The 18,510-nt window shown below is 69.3% G+C and carries 14 protein-coding genes; 9 read left to right on the top strand and 5 right to left on the bottom strand.

The window, feature by feature from the left end; translation table 11 throughout:
- The first annotated feature begins 24 nt into the window (after positions 1-24).
- From ASE12_RS10880 to ASE12_RS10860, 5 genes are all read left to right on the top strand, one after another.
- On the top strand, positions 25-1,983 hold the full coding sequence (locus ASE12_RS10880; RefSeq protein WP_056400246.1) for a biotin carboxylase N-terminal domain-containing protein: 1,959 nt from the start codon (positions 25-27) through the stop codon (positions 1,981-1,983).
- The gene (locus tag ASE12_RS10875; RefSeq protein ID WP_056400244.1) at positions 1,980-3,140 is read left to right on the top strand and encodes an acyl-CoA dehydrogenase family protein; all 1,161 of its coding nucleotides are present in this window, start codon (positions 1,980-1,982) and stop codon (positions 3,138-3,140) included. Before ASE12_RS10880 ends, ASE12_RS10875 begins: the two co-directional genes overlap by 4 nt.
- A gap of 92 nt (positions 3,141-3,232) precedes the next feature.
- The gene (locus tag ASE12_RS10870; protein ID WP_056400240.1) at positions 3,233-3,979 is read left to right on the top strand and encodes an enoyl-CoA hydratase-related protein; all 747 of its coding nucleotides are present in this window, start codon (positions 3,233-3,235) and stop codon (positions 3,977-3,979) included.
- 94 nt (positions 3,980-4,073) lie between these two features.
- On the top strand, positions 4,074-5,555 hold the full coding sequence (locus ASE12_RS19760; protein WP_082582200.1) for an ABC transporter substrate-binding protein/permease: 1,482 nt from the start codon (positions 4,074-4,076) through the stop codon (positions 5,553-5,555).
- Complete coding sequence (locus ASE12_RS10860; protein ID WP_369797191.1) at positions 5,552-6,349, top strand: amino acid ABC transporter ATP-binding protein; 798 nt, start codon at positions 5,552-5,554, stop codon at positions 6,347-6,349. The genes ASE12_RS19760 and ASE12_RS10860 overlap by 4 nt, the downstream gene beginning before the upstream one ends.
- A gap of 10 nt (positions 6,350-6,359) precedes the next feature.
- On the opposite strand, the gene ASE12_RS10855 is transcribed toward ASE12_RS10860, so the two are convergent.
- Positions 6,360-7,187: a hypothetical protein gene (locus tag ASE12_RS10855; protein WP_056400239.1), complete on the bottom strand. Its 828-nt coding sequence runs from the start codon at positions 7,185-7,187 to the stop codon at positions 6,360-6,362.
- 16 nt (positions 7,188-7,203) lie between these two features.
- Positions 7,204-8,511, bottom strand: a complete 1,308-nt coding sequence (locus ASE12_RS20060; protein ID WP_056400235.1) for a carboxypeptidase-like regulatory domain-containing protein — start codon at positions 8,509-8,511, stop codon at positions 7,204-7,206.
- 151 nt (positions 8,512-8,662) lie between these two features.
- Here ASE12_RS20060 and ASE12_RS10845 point away from each other — a divergent pair, with 151 nt between their 5' ends.
- Together ASE12_RS10845 and ASE12_RS10840 are read left to right on the top strand one after the other, a co-directional pair.
- A complete protein-coding gene (locus ASE12_RS10845) occupies positions 8,663-10,774 on the top strand; it encodes an AAA family ATPase (protein WP_056400233.1) in 2,112 nt (703 codons plus the stop codon).
- On the top strand, positions 10,771-12,291 hold the full coding sequence (locus ASE12_RS10840) for a metallophosphoesterase (RefSeq protein WP_056400231.1): 1,521 nt from the start codon (positions 10,771-10,773) through the stop codon (positions 12,289-12,291). The genes ASE12_RS10845 and ASE12_RS10840 overlap by 4 nt, the downstream gene beginning before the upstream one ends.
- Here ASE12_RS10840 and ASE12_RS10835 read toward each other — a convergent pair.
- A complete protein-coding gene (locus ASE12_RS10835) occupies positions 12,288-13,499 on the bottom strand; it encodes an ArgE/DapE family deacylase (RefSeq protein ID WP_056400229.1) in 1,212 nt (403 codons plus the stop codon). The two genes, ASE12_RS10840 and ASE12_RS10835, sit on opposite strands and share 4 nt — an antisense overlap.
- A gap of 57 nt (positions 13,500-13,556) precedes the next feature.
- Positions 13,557-14,690 (bottom strand): RCC1 domain-containing protein, encoded by a 1,134-nt coding sequence (locus ASE12_RS10830; RefSeq protein WP_056400228.1) that lies wholly within the window; start codon positions 14,688-14,690, stop codon positions 13,557-13,559.
- A 335-nt stretch (positions 14,691-15,025) separates the two neighbouring features.
- Here ASE12_RS10830 and ASE12_RS10825 point away from each other — a divergent pair, with 335 nt between their 5' ends.
- Complete coding sequence (locus ASE12_RS10825; RefSeq protein ID WP_056400227.1) at positions 15,026-16,891, top strand: anthranilate synthase family protein; 1,866 nt, start codon at positions 15,026-15,028, stop codon at positions 16,889-16,891.
- A 75-nt stretch (positions 16,892-16,966) separates the two neighbouring features.
- On the opposite strand, the gene ASE12_RS10820 is transcribed toward ASE12_RS10825, so the two are convergent.
- Entirely contained in the window at positions 16,967-17,581 is a 615-nt protein-coding gene (locus ASE12_RS10820) for a LysE family translocator (protein ID WP_056400225.1), read from the bottom strand.
- Between the two features lie 76 nt (positions 17,582-17,657).
- Here ASE12_RS10820 and ASE12_RS10815 point away from each other — a divergent pair, with 76 nt between their 5' ends.
- Complete coding sequence (locus ASE12_RS10815) at positions 17,658-18,473, top strand: nucleotidyltransferase domain-containing protein (RefSeq protein ID WP_056400224.1); 816 nt, start codon at positions 17,658-17,660, stop codon at positions 18,471-18,473.
- The last annotated feature ends 37 nt before the right edge of the window (positions 18,474-18,510 follow it).

Here is an 18,510-nt window from a genome sequence, read left to right as displayed (position 1 = left end):
AAGCTCAAGGAGCGGTGGTTGCTCATGATTCGTTCCATCCTCGTCGCCAACCGGGGGGAGATCGCCCGGCGCATCTTCCGGACGTGCCGCGAGCTCGGCATCCGCACCGTCGCGGTGCACTCGGACGCCGACGCGGCGGCACCGTTCGTCGCCGAGGCCGATGTCGCGGTACGACTTCCGGGCAGCTCGCCGACCGACACCTACCTGCGCGGCGACCTGGTCGTCGCCGCCGCGCTCAAGGCCGGAGCCGACGCGATCCACCCCGGCTACGGCTTCCTGTCCGAGAACGCCGACTTCGCCCGCGCCGTCGCTGAAGCCGGGCTGACCTGGATCGGCCCCGCGCCGGAGACCATCGACGCGATGGGCTCCAAGATCCGCGCCAAGGAGCTCATGGCGGCCGGCGGCGTGCCGATCCTGTCGGTCGACGCGTCGGCCGCACGGGCCGAGGACTTCCCGCTGCTGGTCAAGGCATCCGCCGGAGGTGGCGGCCGCGGCATGCGGGTCGTCAACGATCCGGCAGACCTCGATGGCGAGCTCGCGGCCGCGGGCGCCGAGGCGCTGTCGGCGTTCGGCGACGCCACCGTGTTCGTCGAGCCCTACCTGCCGACGGCGCGCCACATCGAGGTGCAGGTCATGGCCGACACCCACGGCACGTGCTGGGTGGTCGGCGACCGCGACTGCTCGATCCAGCGCCGGCACCAGAAGGTCGTCGAGGAGGCGCCCGCCCCCGCGGTGAGCGATCCCGTGCGCACGACGCTGCACGACGCGGCGCGCGCCGCGGTCAAGGCCGTCGACTACGTCGGCGCCGGCACCGTCGAGTTCCTCGTCGCCGATGCGCACCTCGACACCGGCAAGGCGTACTTCCTCGAGATGAACACCCGTCTCCAGGTCGAGCACCCGGTGACCGAAGAGGTGTTCGGCGTCGACCTCGTCGCCGAGCAGATCCGGGTTGCCGAGGGCGCGCACCTCGGCGAGGAGCCGACCGGCCCTCACGGGCATGCGGTCGAGGTGCGTCTCTACGCCGAGGACCCTGCCGATGACTGGCAACCCCAGACCGGCACGGTGCGTACGTTCGAGGTGCCCGCAGGCGTTCGGGTCGACTCCGGCGTCGAGTCCGGGTCGGTCGTCGGCATCCACTACGACGCGATGATCGCCAAGGTCGTCGCGCACGGCGCCGACCGCACGACGGCGATCCGCAAGCTCGGCGACGCCCTCAGGCGTACGCGGGTCCACGGCGTCCGGACCAACCTCGACTTCCTCCGATCGATCCTCGCCGACGAGGCGTTCGGTGCCGCGCGGATCCACACGGCGCTGCTCGACGAGCGGCTCGAGGCCTGGACGCAGCCGGCGCTCGACCGGCACGAGATCCACACGGCAGCGCTCGCGGCTGCACTCGCCGAGGCCACCGCCGCCACCGCGCAGGCGAAGGTGCTCGGCCGGATCCCCACGGCGTACCGCAACGTCCCGAGCCGGCCACGCATCCGGGAGTACGCGGTGGACGCCGACACTCACATCGGAATCATGTACGAGAGCCAAGGCGGCCGGTTGGTCACGGGCGCCCACCACACATCGACGGTCATCGAGGCGACCCCCACCCGAGTCGTGCTCGACGTCGACGGCCTCACCGAGACGTACGACGTGGCGGTCGGCGACGGCTGGGTCGACGTCGACGGACCGCACGGCTCGATCACGCTGGCGGCCGTGCCGACCTTCGTCGACCCGTCGGACGTTGTTGCCGAGGGATCGCTCCTCGCGCCGATGCCCGCGGCCGTCATGAGCGTCGCGGTCGAGGACGGCCAGCACGTCAGCAAGGGCGACGTCGTCGTCGTGCTCGAGGCCATGAAGATGCAACACACCATCACCGCGCCGACCGACGGCGTCGTGTCCGAGCTCTCGGTCACCCCGGGCAGCCAGGTGGAGTCGGGCGCCGTGCTCGCCGTCATCCACGTTTCGACAAGCTCAACGAGCGAAGGGTCATCATGAACAACTTCACCGAGTCCGACGAGCGCCTGGCGCTGCGCAAGGCCGTGGCCGATCTCGGCGCGAAGTACGGCCGCGACTACTTCGAGAAGGCTGCCCAGGAGGGCCGCAAGACGACGGAGCTGTGGGACGAGGCCGGCAAGCTCGGCTACCTCGGTGTCGCGGTGCCGGAGGAGTTCGGCGGTGGCGGGGGTGACATCGGCGACCTCGCGGCGGTCTGCGAGGAGCTGGCCGCGGCCGGCAGCCCGTTGCTCCTGATGGTCGTCTCGCCGGCGATCGTCGGCACGATCATCGCGCAGTACGGCACGCAGGAGCAGAAGGAGCGCTGGCTGCCCGGCCTCGCCGACGGCACCTCGACGTTCGCCTTCTCGATCACCGAGCCCGACGCGGGGTCCAACTCGCACCAGATCATCACCACGGCGTACCGCGAGGACGACGGGTGGCGGCTCAAGGGCACCAAGACGTACATCTCGGGCGTCGACGAGGCGAGCCACGTGCTGGTCGTCGCGCGCACCGAGGACGCCCGCACCGGCAAGCTGAAGCCCGCACTGTTCCTCGTGCCGACCGACGCCGAGGGCTTCACCCATCAGCAGATCGACATGGGCATCACGTCGCCGGAGAAGCAGTTCACGCTGTTCTTCGACGACGTACGTGTGCCGGCCGACACCCTGATCGGCAGCGAGGACGCCGGCATCGACCAGCTGTTCGCCGGGCTCAACCCCGAGCGCATCATGGGCGCCGCCTTCGCGACCGGCACCGCACGGCTCGCCCTGGCCAAGGCGTGTGAGTACGCCAAGCAGCGCCAGGTCTGGAAGGCGCCGATCGGCTCGCACCAGGCGATCGCCCACCCGCTCGCGCAGACGTTCATCGAGATCGAGATGGCGCGGCTCATGACGCAGAAGGCGGCGGCGCTCTACGTCGCCGGCGACTTCATGGCGGCCGGCGAGGCGGCCAACATGGCCAAGTACGCCGCCGGCGAGGCCGTCTGCAACGCGGTCGACCGGGCGATCCAGACGCACGGCGGCAATGGCCTGGCCAACGAGTACGGTCTGGTGCAGATGCTGGCTGGCTCACGGCTCTCACGCATCGCACCGGTCAGCAAGGAGATGGTGCTCAACTTCATCGCCCAGTTCTCCCTGGGCCTCCCCAAGTCGTACTGACCACCTCCCGCTGAGCCTGACGTTTCTGTCGCGACTCGCCGCGACACCACAACAAAAACGTCAGGCTCACGGGGAACGAAAGGAACTACTCCATGACCGAGCTGGTGCACCTTGACGTGGCCGACCAGGTTGCGACGATCACGCTCGACAGCGAGCGCAACCGCAACGCGCTGAGCAAGCAGCTCGTCACCGAGCTCGTGGCCCACCTGACCACGGCCGACGCCGACCCGGACGCCAAGGCGATCCTGATCCGCTCGGCCGGCACGGTGTTCTGCTCCGGCGCCGACATGACCGAGGCCGTCGGTGGCGGCATGGCCGAAGGTGCCAAGGCGATCGTCGCGCTGCAGCGCCAGATCGCGACCGCGGCCAAGCCGGTCGTCGTCGAGCTGGGCGGTCCGGTACGCGCCGGTGGTCTCGGCATCGTCGGTGCGGCGGACATCGTCCTCGCGGCCGAGTCGGTGTCGTTCCAGCTGACCGAGGTACGCCTGGGGCTGGCGGCGGCGATCATCTCCCTCAGCCTCATCCCGCGGTTCGGTGACCGAGCCGCAGCCGACCTGTTCCTGACGGCTCGGAAGTTCGACGCGGCCGAGGCGGCCCAGGTCGGTCTCATCACGCGGGCGGTGCCCGACGCGGAGCTCGCCGCTGAGGTGGCGCAGGTCCTCGCCGACCTCGGCGAGGCGTACCCCCAGGGCCTCCGCGAGAGCAAGAAGATCCTCAACCGCGACCTGGTCGCCCGCATCGACGAGCGCGGTGCCGAGGTCGCGGCGCTCTCGGCCGAGCTGTTCGCGAGCGACGAGGCCCGTGAGGCCATGACCGCGTTCCTCAGCAAGAAGGGCTGAGTCCGCAAAGCGAGACATCGGCAGGATCCCGAATAGAGGGCTACTGTCACGTCTATCGGGGAAACCCTCGGTGGTTCACCACAGAGGAGACGCAATGCGCCATGCCGTGAGGCTGCTCGTCCTGGCGTTCGTGGGGTTGGCGGTGCTGACGTCCTCGGGCTCGGCCTTCGCCGCGCCGCGAGCTGCCGACGACCGTCCAGTCGTCCGCGTCGGCACTGAGGGCGTCTACCCGCCGTTCTCGTTCCACGACGCCAAGACCGACAAGTTGACCGGCTACGACATCGAGGTCATCAAGGCGGTCGCCAAGAAGGCCGGCTGGAAGCTCAAGTTCGTCGAGACGACGTTCGACGGGATCTTCGCCGCGCTCGAGGCCAACCGGATCGACGTCATCGCCAACCAGGTCACCTTCAACCCGGAGCGCGATGCGAAGTACGGCCTCGGCACGACGTACACCTACTCTCGTGGCGTCATCGTGGTCAAGAAGGGCACCAAGGGCATCAAGACCCTGAAGGACATCAAGGGCAAGACCGCCGCGGAGTCCACCACGACGAGCTGGGCCGACGTGGCTCGCAAGGCCGGCGCCAAGATCCAGGCCGTCGAGGGGTTCGCCCAGGCAGCCGCGCTGGTCGTCCAGGGCCGGGCGGACCTGTTGATCAACGACAACATCGCGGCGCTCGACTACCTCAACACGACCGGCAAGGACGACATCGAGATCGTCGGCAATGCCGGCGACGAGGTCAGCAAGCAGGTGCTGGCGTTCCGCAAGGGCGACCCGCGGCTCGAGGAGTCCAACAAGGCGCTGGCAGCGCTCAAGGCCGACGGCACGCTCAAGAAGATCTCGGAGAAGTACTTCAAGACCGATGTCTCGGTGGCGAACGCCGGCGACGTCGACGTGTCCGGCGGCCGTGCGGTGCGGAGCGACAGGGAAGTCGTCAAGGACGCCGCGTGGCCCATGCTCAAGAAGCTCCTGATCGCCACGATCCCGATCACGATCATCAGCTTCGCGATCGGACTCGTCCTCGCGATCGCTGCCGCGCTGGCGCGGATCTCCGGCAGCCGGATCCTCGGCGGCATCGCGAAGGCGTACATCTCGATCATCCGTGGCACCCCGCTCCTGGTGCAGCTGTTCATCGTGTTCTACGGCCTGCCGGAGATCGGGATCAAGTTCTCGCCGTGGGGCGCCGCGATCTTCACGCTGAGCCTCAACGTGGGCGGTTATGCCGCCGAAGTGGTCCGCGCGTCGATCCTGTCCGTCCCTCGGGGGCAGTTCGAGGCCGCCTCGACGATCGGCATGGGCTACTGGCAGTCCCTGCGGCGCATCGTGTTCCCGCAGGCCGCGCGGATCGCCGTGCCGCCGCTCTCCAACACCGCGATCTCCCTGCTCAAGGACACGTCCCTGCTGTCGGTCGTCCTCGTGACCGAGGTGTTCCGTCAGGCTCAGCTCGCGGCGGCGAGTGCACAGATCTACCTCCCGCTCTACGTCCTCGCGGGCTTCTACTACTGGGTCGTGTGCGTGGGCATGTCGGCCGTCCAAGGCAGACTCGAGACCCGACTGAACAGGTTCGTGGCCAGATGACCGACATCCAGCAGACCAGCGACATGGGCGACCTCCGCGTACGCGCGAGGGGGCTGCAGAAGTCGTTCGGCGACAACCACGTCCTGCGCGGCATCGACCTCGACGTCGCGGCGGGTTCGACCTCGGTCCTCATCGGGCCGTCGGGCTCGGGCAAGACCACGATCCTGCGATCGCTCAACGTCCTCGAGCGACCCGATGCCGGCACGATCCGCATCGACGACGTCGAGGTCGACTTCGCGACGTTGCCCGCCAAGGGGAGCGCGGCCCGCCAGCAGATCACGGCGCTGCGGGCGCAGAGCGGCATGGTGTTCCAGGCCCACAACCTGTTCCCGCACAAGACCGTCATCGAGAACGTCATCGAGGGTCCGGTCCAGGTGCAGAAGCGCCCGCTCGACGAGGTCGTCGACGAGGCCAAGGCCCTCCTCGACCAGGTCGGTCTGAGCGACAAGGCGGACCAGCACCCGTTCCAGCTGTCCGGTGGTCAGCAGCAGCGCGTCGGCATCGCCCGGGCGCTCGCGCTCAAGCCCCGCGTCATGCTGTTCGACGAGCCGACCTCGGCGCTCGATCCTGAGCTCGTCGGTGAGGTGCTGTCGGTCATCAAGGACCTCGCCGCCGAGGGGTGGACGACGGTCCTGGTCACGCACGAGATCCGCTTCGCGGAGCACGTCGCCGACCAGGTGCTGTTCCTCGACGGCGGCGTCGTCGTCGAGCGTGGCCCGAGCGCACAGGTCATCGGCGACCCGCGCGAGGAACGTACGCAGCAGTTCCTCAAACGGATCCTCGACCCGGCGTGAGTCGAGGGGTTCAGGGCTCCGAGGGGTAGGTGCAGAACAGCTTGACGTTGCCGAGCAGCACCTTCAGGTCGTCCACGCCGGCCGCACCGTTGACCTTGAAGAAGATCGCGTAGGCCGTGCTGATGTCCTTCTTGACGTACGCGTCCTCGCCGTCAGACGTCGCGGTCCCGATGGGCTGACCGTGCTGCAGGATCGTGAAGCCGGCGGACGTCACGGTGGAGGCGTCGGCGACGCCGGCGTGCAGGCTGACCTTCTTGCACGTGTGGCCGCGGGTGTCGAAACCGACCGTGGTGCCGCCGCCGCTGAGGACGTACTTCATCTCGCCGTAGCCAGAGCTGCTGCCGTTGACGGTCCACGCCGGATTGTCGGTGACGTCCTGGATCCGGTCGGTCGGCGCCGTGGGGGTGTCGATCGCGCCGTCGTTGAACTCGGTGCCGCGGGTCCACTGGAACACGCTGAGCGTCGTCGTGCCGTGGCCGGCGCGAGCGCTGCCGTACGCGGGCCTGTCGGCGAGGATCTTCCAGATGCCTCCGCGGGTCGGCGCGAACGTCCTCGCGAAGCGTCCGGTCGACGAGAGCGCGACCGTGCCGAGGTCCTGGCGGGTGGGACTCGCCGCGCTCGTGTTGGTTGCGTAGAGGTGGACGGTGCGGCCCTTGACCGGGCCGTTGGTCACCCGTCCCTTGATCGTCGTCGTGCGCATCGCCGCATCCTTGCTGGAGGCGTCGGTGAGCTTGGGGTCCACCGCCACCGAGACCTTGTAGGTCGTGGTCGCCTGGGCCGCCGACATTGGTGCGGCGACGACGACTGTCAGCGCCAGGACGGACAGGACCTTGCGCATGGGGACTCCCTGGGGATCAGTTGACGGCGACGACCTTCTTGATCACCGCGGGGGCGGTGGAGGCGGTGCCGGAATACGAAATCGTAAAGGTGCGGGTGCCGGCAGGGATGCCAAAGAGCGAAATCGTCGCCTTGCCGCCCGACAGGTGGGCGGTCTTGGTCACCGTGCCACGCGAGACCGTCACGTCCCCGTAGCCCACACCGCCTGCACGCCGCGACACCGAGATGGCGAACTTGACCGACGTCGTGCCGACCGACGTCGTGGTGGTGACCGTGGCATTCGACTTGAGCTTGATCGTGAGCCCGGTGGTGAGCTGCCCGCCCGACAGCGGGAGGGTGGCGGCACCGGACCGGAGGACCGAGTCGTCGTACCACTCGGGGGCATAGACGTTGTTCTCGCCGGCGATCTCGAGCTGCCACTGGCCGTCGGGCAGGTAGCCGACCTTGAAGTTGCCGCTGGCCTGGGTCACCGCGTCCCACTCCTGACCATTCGTGGTGCCGGAGCCCGCGCGCCACGGCAGGACGCTGACGCCCTTGAGCGGGTTGCCCGACGTGTCGGTCACGGTGCCGGTGATGCGGTTGGCGAGGTGGGACATGGTCTCGGTGCTCAGGGTCTTGTTCTGGCCCTCGGTCAGCGTCGTGGTGGTTGCGGCGGGGGTGATCTCCGACCGGCACGCGGTCGACTCGTCGTCGTCCAGACCCGCCTTGACGTTGTGGTAGCACTGGTCGGCGTACGTCTTGGCCGTGTCGTGGAACTTGACGTCGTAGTCGCCCGCGGGCAGCCCCTTGAGCACCCACGTGCCGTCGGCAGCAGGCTTGACGGTGGTCGGGTAGGCGTACTCGAAGTTGTCGGGCACACCGATGGTGATGTCGGGCCCGTCCAGGTCGAGCCGGACCGTGGTCGGCGAGGCGCCGTCGGCACGGGCAACCTTGCCGCGCAGGCTGCCGGCCTTGTCCATCCAGACGTTGCGGGTCACCGTGGTGCCGGGCTTGAGGACGACGCTGCGCTCGGTCGTGACGGCCCGGGCCTGCGGGTCGACGAGCCGCACCCGGAACCCGTAGTCGGACTGATAGGTCACCTTGCTGAACGAGTAGACCCCGTTGCTGTCCGTCGTGTCGGTGCCGATGGGGATGTAGTAGTCACCGTCGTCCGTCCACATCAACGTGACCTTGACGCCGCTCAGCGCCTTGCCGTCGAGCGTGACGGCGCCCTTGACGGCCGAGGTGCTTGCGGCAACGGCGGGCGAGCCGGCGGTGCCCACCAGGACGGTGGCGGCGAGGAGCACTGCGGTGAGCAGCGCGCGTACGGGACGACGGACGTGCATGGGGGGGCTCCCAGGTTGATTAACAGACAGGGTGCCTCGAATGTACGCCCTGTCGGTGACATCGGCAACCGCTCGCATCGCGGAAACCGCCTGCGGAATATTTCCCGTACGGAATAGACTTGTGAGTTCTCTACGACGCAGAAGGAGACGGGTGAGCTCGAACAACGCGGAACAGCGCGAGATCGACGCTGAGCAGGCGTACGTCGACGCCGTCTACGAGCGACTCGACGCGTCCGCCAAGGTCGCGCAGTCCCTCGTCGTCGAAGGCATGGCGCGCGGCCACGTCGGCAACGAGGGTGGCCTCGTCGAGCGCGACGCGATGGTCTACCAGGCGTCCTTGCGGCTGTCGGCGCTCAACGCCGCCCACGACGGCCTGGTCTTCGGCCGGCTCAACATGCTCGACGGCGACTCCCGCTACATCGGCCGCATCGGCGTACGCGACGCCGATCGCGAGATCATGCTCATCGACTGGCGGGCGCCGGCAGCCGCGATCTTCTACCAGGCCACGGCCCAGGAGCCGGCCGGTGTCATCCGTCGACGGGTCCTCCGCTGCGCCAACGACAAGGTCATCGGCATCGAGGACGACCTGCTCGACGCCGACAACGCCCCCGACGACCTCGTCGTCATCGGCGAGGGCGCCTTGCTGGCCAGCCTGACGCGTGCCCGCGACAGCTCGATGCACTCGGTCGTCGCGACGATCCAGAAGGAGCAGGACGAGGCGATCCGCGCGCCGAGTCGTGGGGCCACGACGATCGGCGGCGGCCCGGGCACCGGCAAGACCGTCGTCGCGCTGCATCGCGCGGCCTACCTGCTCTACACCGATCGCCGGCGCTTCGAGTCCGGCGGCGTGCTGGTCGTCGGTCCGTCGACCGTGTTCATGAACTACATCGAGCGGGTGCTCCCGAGCCTCGGCGAGACCAGCGTGACCCTGCGCTCGCTCGGTGAGGTCGTCGACGGGCTGCGCGCGATGCGTCACGACGAGCCGGTCGCGGCGGCAGCCAAGGGCTCGTCGCGGATGGCAGCGTTCCTCAGCCGCGCCGCTGCGGCGCCGATGCCGGGAGCGCCGACCGAGTTCCGCTACTTCTACAAGGACGACGTCCTGCGGCTCGACGCCGACCAGCTCGCGCGCATCCGGCGCAACCTGCTGTCGGGCGGCAAGCGCAACCGGGCCTACCTCAAGGCGCCGGCCGCCCTGGTCGACGCGTTGTGGGCCCAGGTCGCGGGCGATCGCGCTCTCGAGAAGGGTGAGGAGGAGTTCGTCGAGACCGTCACGACGGATGACCGCTTCGTCGACTTCGTCGAGGAGTGGTGGCCGCCTGTCGAGCCGATCGACGTGTGGCGCACGCTGCCCGACGTCATCGACGAGCTGGCTCGTGGAGCCTTCGACGCCGAGGAGCTGGCGGCGCTCAAGGCGTCGTGGCAGATCGGCGAGCCCAGCATCGAGGACGTCCCGCTGATCGACGAGCTCCGCTACGTCATCGGCGAGGTGCCGTCGACCGGCGGGGACGAGGACGACGTGCCCAAGCAGCTCATGAGCTTCGAGCGGCGCGAGCGTGAGGACCGCGACGACCGGTTCCGCTCGACCCAGAGCATCGAGGACGACGGCTTCGCCCACGTGCTCGTCGACGAGGCCCAGGACCTCTCGCCGATGCAGTGGCGCATGCTGGGCCGCCGAGGCCGCTACGCCAGCTGGACGATCGTGGGCGACGAGGCGCAGTCGTCGTGGCCGCACCCCAAGGAGTCCGCGGCCGCGCGCAAGGCCGCCCTCGAGGGCAAGCCCGAGCACGCGTTCCGGCTGTCGACCAACTACCGCAACTCGGCCGAGATCTACGACCTTGCGGCCCAGGTCGCCGCCGTCGCGGTGCCGCACCCCGACCTCGCTGACGCCGTGCGTCGCACCGGCGAGCAGCCCGTGCACCTCACAGTCGGCGCTGCCGACCTCGTGGACGCCGCGCGCCGCAGCGCCGAGGAGATCCTCGACCGGGTCGAGGGCACGGTCGCGATCGTGGCCCCGACCGACCGCCAGGCCGAGCTGACCGCTCAGCTCGCCGACCTGCTCGAGCAGCACCCTGATCGCCTGCGGCTGCTCGACGGTCTCGCGACCAAGGGTCTCGAGTTCGACGGGGTCGTCGTGATCGAGCCGGACGGGATCACGGCCGAGTCGAGCGCCGGCTGGCGCACCCTGTACGTCGTCCTCACTCGTGCGACGCAGCTCCTGACGACCGTCGGCACGACAGACGGCTGGTTGTCGCGGATCCGATGAACCGGGCTCTCAAGGTCCTGCTGCTCGTCCTCCTCGCGGTGGGCGTCGCGCTGCCGACCGCCTACTCGACGTTCATCCACAGCGAGCGCGAGGTCGTCATCGGCGCCCACGACGCGACGGTGCAGCCGACCTTCAGCGGCTACGCCCGCATCGACTTCGGCACGCTGATCCCCAAGATCCGCGTCCCCGCGGAGGCGCCGCTGGGACTCGGCGTCGATGTACGGCTGGGTGACAGCGAGATCACCGACCTCGACCAGCTGGTCGCCCGAGACGCCGTGATCGCCTCGCAGCCGCAGGGCGAGATCGCGTCCGTACGCTCGACGCTCACGTCGATGCTGATCGACGCGGTGATGCGGGCCGTGGGCGCCGCGCTGATCGCCGTGCTCATCGCGATTCTGGCCTGGCGTGCCATCGGCGCCGAGCGGCGACGGATGATCTGGGCGGCTGCGCGCCATCCGCGCCGCCGTCAGGTCCTGGGCGCCGTGGGGGTCGCGGTCGTCACGATCGCCGCCCTGGTGCTCGTGGCCGCGCCCGAACGTCCGCGGTCGACCGACGAGGCGTGGTTGCCGATCGACTCGGTGTTCCCGGAGCTGCCCTCCGACGACGTGCTCAACAAGGTCGAGATCGCCCAGGGGGCGTCGACCAGCGGCAGCAAGGCCATCGTCGAGGGCGCCCTGGCGACCTACCGGACGTCGGTCTCGTTCTACGGCAAGCTCGCGGTCAGCGCCGCGACGACGCAGGTGCGTACGCCCTCGGACGGCGAGACGACGGCTCTCGTCGTGACGGACCGGCACGACAACATCGGCATGGATCCCGTCGCACGGGCGATCGCTGACCGGGCGAGGGCTCGCATGCTGATCGACCTCGGCGACGACACGTCCAACGGCGCGAGCTGGGAGACGTTCAGCATCAACTCGCTGGCGCGTGAGTTCCGCGACTTCGACATCGTGTCGGTCGCCGGCAACCACGACACCGGCCCGACGGTGCCCAAACAGATGAAGGACAAGGGCTTCACGGTGCTCGACGGCAAGCCGGTCACGGTCGGCGGAGTCCGCTTCGTCGGCAGCAACGATCCGCGCAGCTCCGGCCTCACCGCCGGCTACAACGGCAACCCCACCGACAACACGCACGCGTTGCGCCAGCAGGACGACGAGCTGCAGAAGGCGGCGTGCGAGGACGGCAACGTCAGCGTGATCGCGGTGCACTCGCCGTCATCGGCCACACGGGCCGCGGCGTCGGGCTGCGTCGACCTCGTGCTCTCCGGCCACCTGCACCGACAGGTCGGGCCCACGACGACCACCGGTGCCAACGGCCGTTCGACCACGACGTTGACGACCGGGTCGACCGGCGGCGCCGTCTACGCGTTCGCGCTGGGCAGCAAGCTCCGCCGCGAGGCCCAGGTCACGATCGTGACGTTCGCCGACGGCAAGCCGGTGGGACTGCAGCCGGTGAGCTTCGAGCCCGGCGGCATCATCCAGGTCGATCCCTACACGCCCCTCACCCCGAGCCCGCGCTAGCGGCAGCGGGCGAGGATCAGCTCGGCGTACGCCTTGGCGCACGTCACGACCTCGGCGATCGCGACGCGCTCGTCGACGGCGTGGGCGTTGGCGACGTCGCCGGGCCCGTACTGCACGGTCGGGATCCCCAGCGCTGCGTACTGGCGGAGGTCAGAGCCGTACGGCGCACCCGTGAGCCGTGGCCGGGGCTCGTCGGCGGCCATGACGGCGTCGATGACCTGGTCGCCGAACGGGTCGCCGTCAGGCAGTCGTCCGGCGGCGAAGTGCCCGCCCGGCCAGGTGACCGTCGGCGGGTTGTCGGCCAGCCACGGGTCGGTGGCCGCTGCGGACGCCAGGGCGTTCTCGAACGCGGCCTTGGCGTCGGCGAACGACTCCCCGGGCATCACCCCGTAGCGTCCTTCGGCCACCAGCAGGTCAGGGACGGTGCTGGCCCAGTCGCCGGCGTGCACGATGCCGACGCTGATCGGCCAGGGCAGCTCGCCGAACGGGTGCGGGGGAGCCGCATTGCGTACGGTCTCGAGCTCGGCGAGTGCGCGGTGCAGTCGCTCGAACGCGGTGATGGCGCTGTGGCCGGTCGCGCGCATGGAGCCGTGTGTCGCCCGGCCGACGACCTCGATGCGGAACGTGAGCGAGCCGGCGTTGGCCGACACGATCTGACCGTCGGTCGGCTCGGCGATTACACAGGCCTCGCCGACGTGACCGCGAAGCAGCGTGGCGTACGTGCCGAGGCCGCCGTCCTCCTCGCCGATCACGGTGTGCACCGCAAACGGCCGGGTCAGCTCAATGCCGCTGACGGCACGTGCGGCGGCGATGATCGCGACGACGCCGCCCTTCATGTCGCAGACCCCCCGGCCGTACCACTGCTCGTCGTCCTCCCGCAGGAGCCACGGGTCGGCGTTGGTCCAGGTCTCCGGGTCGCCGGGTGGCACGACGTCGACGTGGCCGTTGAGGATCAGCGCGGGAGTGCCGGGCCCGGAGACGCCGACGCAGCCGAGGGCTTCCTCGCGCTCGACCTCCTCGCCGGGATAGTCCCCGGACTTGCGTACGTCATCGAGGTCGATCGTCCACTGGTCGACCTCCATGCCGAGGCCCGTCAGGGTCGCGGCACACCACCGTTGGACGGCGACCTCCGCGTCGGATCCGCCCACGCTGGGGATGTTGATGATCTGCGCCAGGTCACGCCGGATCAGGTCGACATCGATCTCCATGTCGTCAGCATGGCAGTGCCGGGGCCAGCGCGTCGCCGGCCCCGGCCTGGCGTCGAGTCAGCCGACCTTGGTGGGGGTCACCCGCTTGTCCAGGTCGCCCACGCCCAGCTGTCCGTAGGTGTTGTGTCCCCAGCAGTACAACGATCCGCTGCTGTGGCGAGCACACGTGAAGTACGCACCGACGGACACGGCGCTCCAGCTCGTGGAGCTGCCGACCTTGACCGGTTTCCAGGGACCGAGCACGTCACCGATACCGAGCTGCCCGTACGCGTTCTGGCCCCAGCAGTAGAGCGATCCGCTGCTGTGGCGGGCGCAGGTGTGGAACTCGCCGCCCTCGACGGACCGCCACTGGGTCGAGGTGCCGACCTTGACGGGCTTGTGCCTCTCGGCGGTGTCATTGAGCCCCAGCTGCCCCTGGCTGTTCTCTCCCCAGCAGTAGAGCGAACCGGTGCTGTGGCGGGCGCAGGTGTGGTAGCCGCCGGAGTTGACGCCCACCCACTGGGTCGAGGTGCCGACCTGGACCGGCGTGGCGCGGGGAGCGGTGTCACCGAGCCCGAGCTGCCCGTTGCCGTTCTCTCCCCAGCAGTAGAGGGATCCGGAAGCGCGACGGGCGCAGGTGTGGTCGCCGCCTGCCGAGACGTCGATCCAGCTGGTGGACGTGCCGACCTTCTTCGGCGTGTCCCTGCTGTCGTTGTCGCCCAGGCCGAGCTGACCGGAGTAGTTGTCACCCCAGCAGTAGAGGGTGCCCGAGCTGTACCGGGCGCATGTGTGGACGCTGCCCAGGGACACGCTCGTCCACTTCGTCGAGGTGCCGACCTTCGTCGGGGTCAGGCGATCCTCGTAGCCGCCGACGCCGAGCTGCCTGTAGTAGTTGTCGCCCCAGCAGTAGAGCGAACCGCTGCTGTGCCGCGCGCACGTGTGATAGGTGCCAGCGGCCACGGACACCCAGCTCGTGGACGTCCCGACGCGAGTCGGCTCCTCGCGTTGCTTGTTGTCGCCGAGGCCGAGCTCACCGTCGTCGTTCTGCCCCCAGCAGTAGAGCGCGTGGTTCGTCGCGATCGCACACGTGTGGTAGCCGCCCGTGGCCACCGACAGCCACGTCGGCGTCGCGGCCTTGGCCGAGCTCGTACCGAGTGCCAGTGCCGTGGCCGTCAGCAGGAATGCCGCAGCCGCTCGCAGGATTGCCGTCATCTGCCGCCCCCATCCTCTTGCGGTGCGACCTCGTTCGCGCTCCGCCCCTTCTGGATGGGAAACATCATGGCCCTGTGAAGTCGGGGTGTCACCATTTTCCGCGACAAAGATGCCGTGGTTCCGGGGTGGACGTCTCCCGGACCGCCGGAGATCGGGCGATCGCCGAGTGCGCGGTGCCCCGTCGCCACTCTGCGCTAGGCTCGGGCCATGACAGTTCAGCCCTCCAGCTGGTGGCTCCGCCTGTAGGTGGACTGTCGACTCGTGCCCAGACCGCCTCACGGCCGGCTCTGGGCATTTCTTGTCTCGGCCGGTCGAGACTTCTCCAAGGAACCTTCATGACCCAGCTCGACGACCTCCTGGCCCAGCCCGCGTTCGCCCTGATCCGCGTACGTGACTCCGACACCGTCACGCTCGTCGGCGGCCCGCGCACCGACCTCGACCAGCTCGCGGACGTCCCGCTGGTGCCGGGCAGCGACCGCGCGTGGAACCACGTGGTGCTCGTGCCGTACGCCCAGGTGCGCGAGCGCGGCTTCGAGGCGCACCAGGACGGCACACCGCTGACCGCGATCGAGGCTGCGTACAGCGCCGAGCTGCCGATCGCCGAGCTCATGGACCTGCTGCCGGACGCACCGATCGAGTTCGCCGACCGCGGCGGTTTCGAGACGACCGACGACGCGTACGCCGAGATGGTCCGCACGATCATCGACGAGGAGATCGGGCAGGGCGAGGGCGCGAACCTCGTGATCGGCCGGCACTACCGCGCCCAGGTGTCCGACTGGGGACACGACGGCGCGCTCACCGTGTTCCGCCGGTTGCTCGAGCGCGAGCGCGGCGCGTTCTGGACGTTCTGCATCTTCACGGGCGACCGCTACCTGATCGGCGCGAGCCCGGAGCGCCACGTCAGCGTCGAGGACGGCCAGGTGCGGATGAACCCCATCAGCGGCACGTTCCGCATGCGCGGGCTCGAGACCCCCGCCGACCGCAAGCGCGAGCTGCTGCGGTTCCTCAAGGACGAGAAGGAGATCTACGAGCTCTTCATGGTCGTCGACGAGGAGCTCAAGATGATGTGCGACATCTGCCACGAGGGTGGACTCGTGCTCGGGCCCTACCTCAAGCCGATGACGCATCTCGTGCACACCGAGTACCTCCTTGCGGGGCGCACCAACCGTGACGTGCGCGAGGTCCTGCGCGACTCGATGTTCGCCGCGACGGTCACCGGCAGCCCCGTCGAGAACGCGTGCCGTCTGATCAAGAAGTACGAGCCCGAGGGTCGTGGCTACTACGCCGCCGTGGCTGCGCTCATCGGCCGCGACGACGACGGCAACCCGCTCGCGGACGCGCCGATCCTCATTCGTACCGCTGACGTCGACCTCGACGGCAACCTCAAGGTCACCGCGGGCGCGACCCTCGTACGCGACTCCGACGCGATGTACGAGACCAAGGAGACGTGGGCCAAGGCGTCCGGCATCCTCAGCGCGTTCGGGCTCGTGGATGCCGCCCCCGAGCCGGTCGAGGGCTTCGACGCGTTCACCCGTGAGGACGAGGTGCTGATCGCGCTCGGCTCCCGCAACCAGCGGCTCAGCCAGTTCTGGCTCACCGACCAGTCCGGGGCCGCCCCGGTGTCGACGTTGACCGGCAAGCGCGTCGTGATCGTCGACGGCGAGGACGACTTCGTCAACATGCTGTCCCACGTGTTCGGGGTCCTCGGCATGACGACCGACATCGTGCGTCACGACGTCTACGCCGAGGGTGACCTCGACGGCTACGACCTCGTCGTCGTCGGCCCAGGTCCCGGCGATCCGCGTGACCTCGAGGATCCCAAGATGGCGGTGCTGCACGGCCTCGTCACGGGACTGCTCGAGACGCGTCGACCGTTCCTCGCGGTGTGCCTGGGTCATCAGGTGCTGAGCCACAACATCGGTCTCGACCTCGCGTTCAAGGACATCGTCTTCCAAGGGACGCAGAGCCGTCTCGAGGTGCTGGGTCGCCCCGAGACGGTCGGCTTCTACAACACGTTCGTCGCGCGGGTGCCCTCCTCAGGGCTGCCCGACGGCGTCACGGTGGAGACGGATCCGGAGAGCGGCGACATCCATCACGTCGCCGGCCCCCACTACCGCGGCGTGCAGTTCCACGCCGAGTCGATCCTCACGCAGAACGGCTTCGGCATCCTCCGCGACCTCGTCACCGACCTGATCGGCTGAACTGCTCGCTGAGACTGACGTTTCTGCCGTGGCTCCACGGCGATTCGCGACCGAAACGTCAGTCTCAGCGGGGACTCAGAGCTTGGTGGTGGCGAGTGCGCCGCCGAGCCCTGCGAGCACGCCTCCGGTCGCCCTGTCCCACCGCTTCCGGACCTTGGGCCGCGCGAACCACGCGCTGAGGGCCGCCGCGACGGACACCAGCAACGAGTAGAACACCAGCCCGGTCAGGACGTCGACGGTGCCGAGGGCCAGCACCTGCAGCGTCGTCGACGTCCCACCGACGACGAACTGGGGGATCACCGACGCGAAGAACAGGATCGCCTTGGGGTTGAGCAGGTTGGTCAGCATCGCCTGGGTGAACGCCCGCCGAGTCGACACCGGTGGCGGGCCCTCATCACGGTCGTCGTCACGGAAGCTCGCGCGGACCAGGCCGATGCCGAGCCACACGAGGTACGCCGCGCCGGCCCATCGGATCGTGGCCAGCGCCTCCGGCGAGCGGGCCAGCAGCACGGACAGCCCGACCGCGGCGATGAGCATGTGGACGCACAGGCCGCTGAGCGCACCGAGCGCCGCGGCCATGCCGGTTCGCCAGCCGCGCGTCGCCGAGCGGAGGATCACTGCGAAGTCGGGCCCCGGAATCGCGTACGCGAGCACCACGACGCCGAGGAATGCCCACCAGTGGATGCCCATGTCAGCCCCCGTCCCCGATCCTCATGCTTCCAGTCTGGGTCAGAGGGCAGCAGCCCGCGACCGCTAGCGTGGCGCCATGCGTGCGATCCCCGACTCGTTCGACCCCGTCGTCGTGGCGGAGATCGACCGGCGCCTCCGCACGGTGGCGGACCAGGAGCAGGTCACGATCCCGTGGGCGATCGAGAGCGGCAGCCGGGCTTGGGGATTCCCGTCGCCGGACAGCGACTACGACTGCCGGTTCCTCTACGTGAGGTCCGAGAGCGCCTACCTCTCGCCGTGGCTGGGCCGCGACGTGATCGAGACTCCGCTCGACGAGGTCTACGACGTGAACGGCTGGGATCTCCGCAAGGCACTGCAGCTCCTGGTCAAGGGCAATGCGGTCGTCGTGGAGTGGTTGCGGTCGCCGTACGTGTACTCCGGCGAGGACGCGTTCCGGCGTGAGCTCCTGAGCTTGGCCGACGACGTCGCCGACCGGTCGGCGGTGGGCCGTCACTACGTGCACGTCGCTCTCGGCCAGTGGCAGCGCTACGGAGAAGCCCGTGAGATGCCGCTGAAGAAGCTGTTCTACGTGCTCCGTCCGGCGGCGACGGTCCGCCGGCTCGAGGCGCACCCTGACTCAGCCGTGCCACCCATGGAGATCACCCCGCTGCTCTTGGAGAGCGGTGCGAGCGACGAGGTGCGCGATCTGGTTGCGGAGCTGGTCGCCCTGAAGGCGCGGACCCGTGAGATCGGCGTCGGTGTCGCGCCACCTCCGCTGCTGGCGTATGCCGAGGAGACTCTCGCGCTCGGGGAGACCCTGTTTCCCCGCGATCGAGTGCCGGATGCTGCGGCACGTCGGGAGCGTGCGACCGAGTTCTTCCGCCAGGCTGTACGCGCATACGGCCCCAGCTGATCCCCTTGCTGGCAGTGACGCTCCGGTCGGGGTGCGC

Origin of the sequence: Aeromicrobium sp. Root236 (genome assembly GCF_001428805.1) — a bacterium.
Classification (GTDB): domain Bacteria; phylum Actinomycetota; class Actinomycetes; order Propionibacteriales; family Nocardioidaceae; genus Aeromicrobium.
Note: the sequence above shows the minus strand (reverse complement) of the source record. Positions and strands in the feature narration are given on the sequence as shown.

Excerpts from the sequence above, each read along its gene's own strand:
- ASE12_RS10880 (WP_056400246.1), top strand. The coding sequence starts at position 25 with ATGATTCGTTCCATCCTCGTCGCCAACCGGGGGGAGATCGCCCGGCGC.
- ASE12_RS10875 (WP_056400244.1), top strand. The coding sequence starts at position 1,980 with ATGAACAACTTCACCGAGTCCGACGAGCGCCTGGCGCTGCGCAAGGCC.
- ASE12_RS10870 (WP_056400240.1), top strand. The coding sequence starts at position 3,233 with ATGACCGAGCTGGTGCACCTTGACGTGGCCGACCAGGTTGCGACGATC.
- ASE12_RS19760 (WP_082582200.1), top strand. The coding sequence starts at position 4,074 with ATGCGCCATGCCGTGAGGCTGCTCGTCCTGGCGTTCGTGGGGTTGGCG.
- ASE12_RS10860 (WP_369797191.1), top strand. The coding sequence starts at position 5,552 with ATGACCGACATCCAGCAGACCAGCGACATGGGCGACCTCCGCGTACGC.
- ASE12_RS10855 (WP_056400239.1), bottom strand. The coding sequence starts at position 7,187 with ATGCGCAAGGTCCTGTCCGTCCTGGCGCTGACAGTCGTCGTCGCCGCA.
- ASE12_RS20060 (WP_056400235.1), bottom strand. The coding sequence starts at position 8,511 with ATGCACGTCCGTCGTCCCGTACGCGCGCTGCTCACCGCAGTGCTCCTC.
- ASE12_RS10840 (WP_056400231.1), top strand. The coding sequence starts at position 10,771 with ATGAACCGGGCTCTCAAGGTCCTGCTGCTCGTCCTCCTCGCGGTGGGC.
- ASE12_RS10835 (WP_056400229.1), bottom strand. The coding sequence starts at position 13,499 with ATGGAGATCGATGTCGACCTGATCCGGCGTGACCTGGCGCAGATCATC.
- ASE12_RS10830 (WP_056400228.1), bottom strand. The coding sequence starts at position 14,690 with ATGACGGCAATCCTGCGAGCGGCTGCGGCATTCCTGCTGACGGCCACG.
- ASE12_RS10825 (WP_056400227.1), top strand. The coding sequence starts at position 15,026 with ATGACCCAGCTCGACGACCTCCTGGCCCAGCCCGCGTTCGCCCTGATC.
- ASE12_RS10820 (WP_056400225.1), bottom strand. The coding sequence starts at position 17,581 with ATGGGCATCCACTGGTGGGCATTCCTCGGCGTCGTGGTGCTCGCGTAC.
- ASE12_RS10815 (WP_056400224.1), top strand. The coding sequence starts at position 17,658 with ATGCGTGCGATCCCCGACTCGTTCGACCCCGTCGTCGTGGCGGAGATC.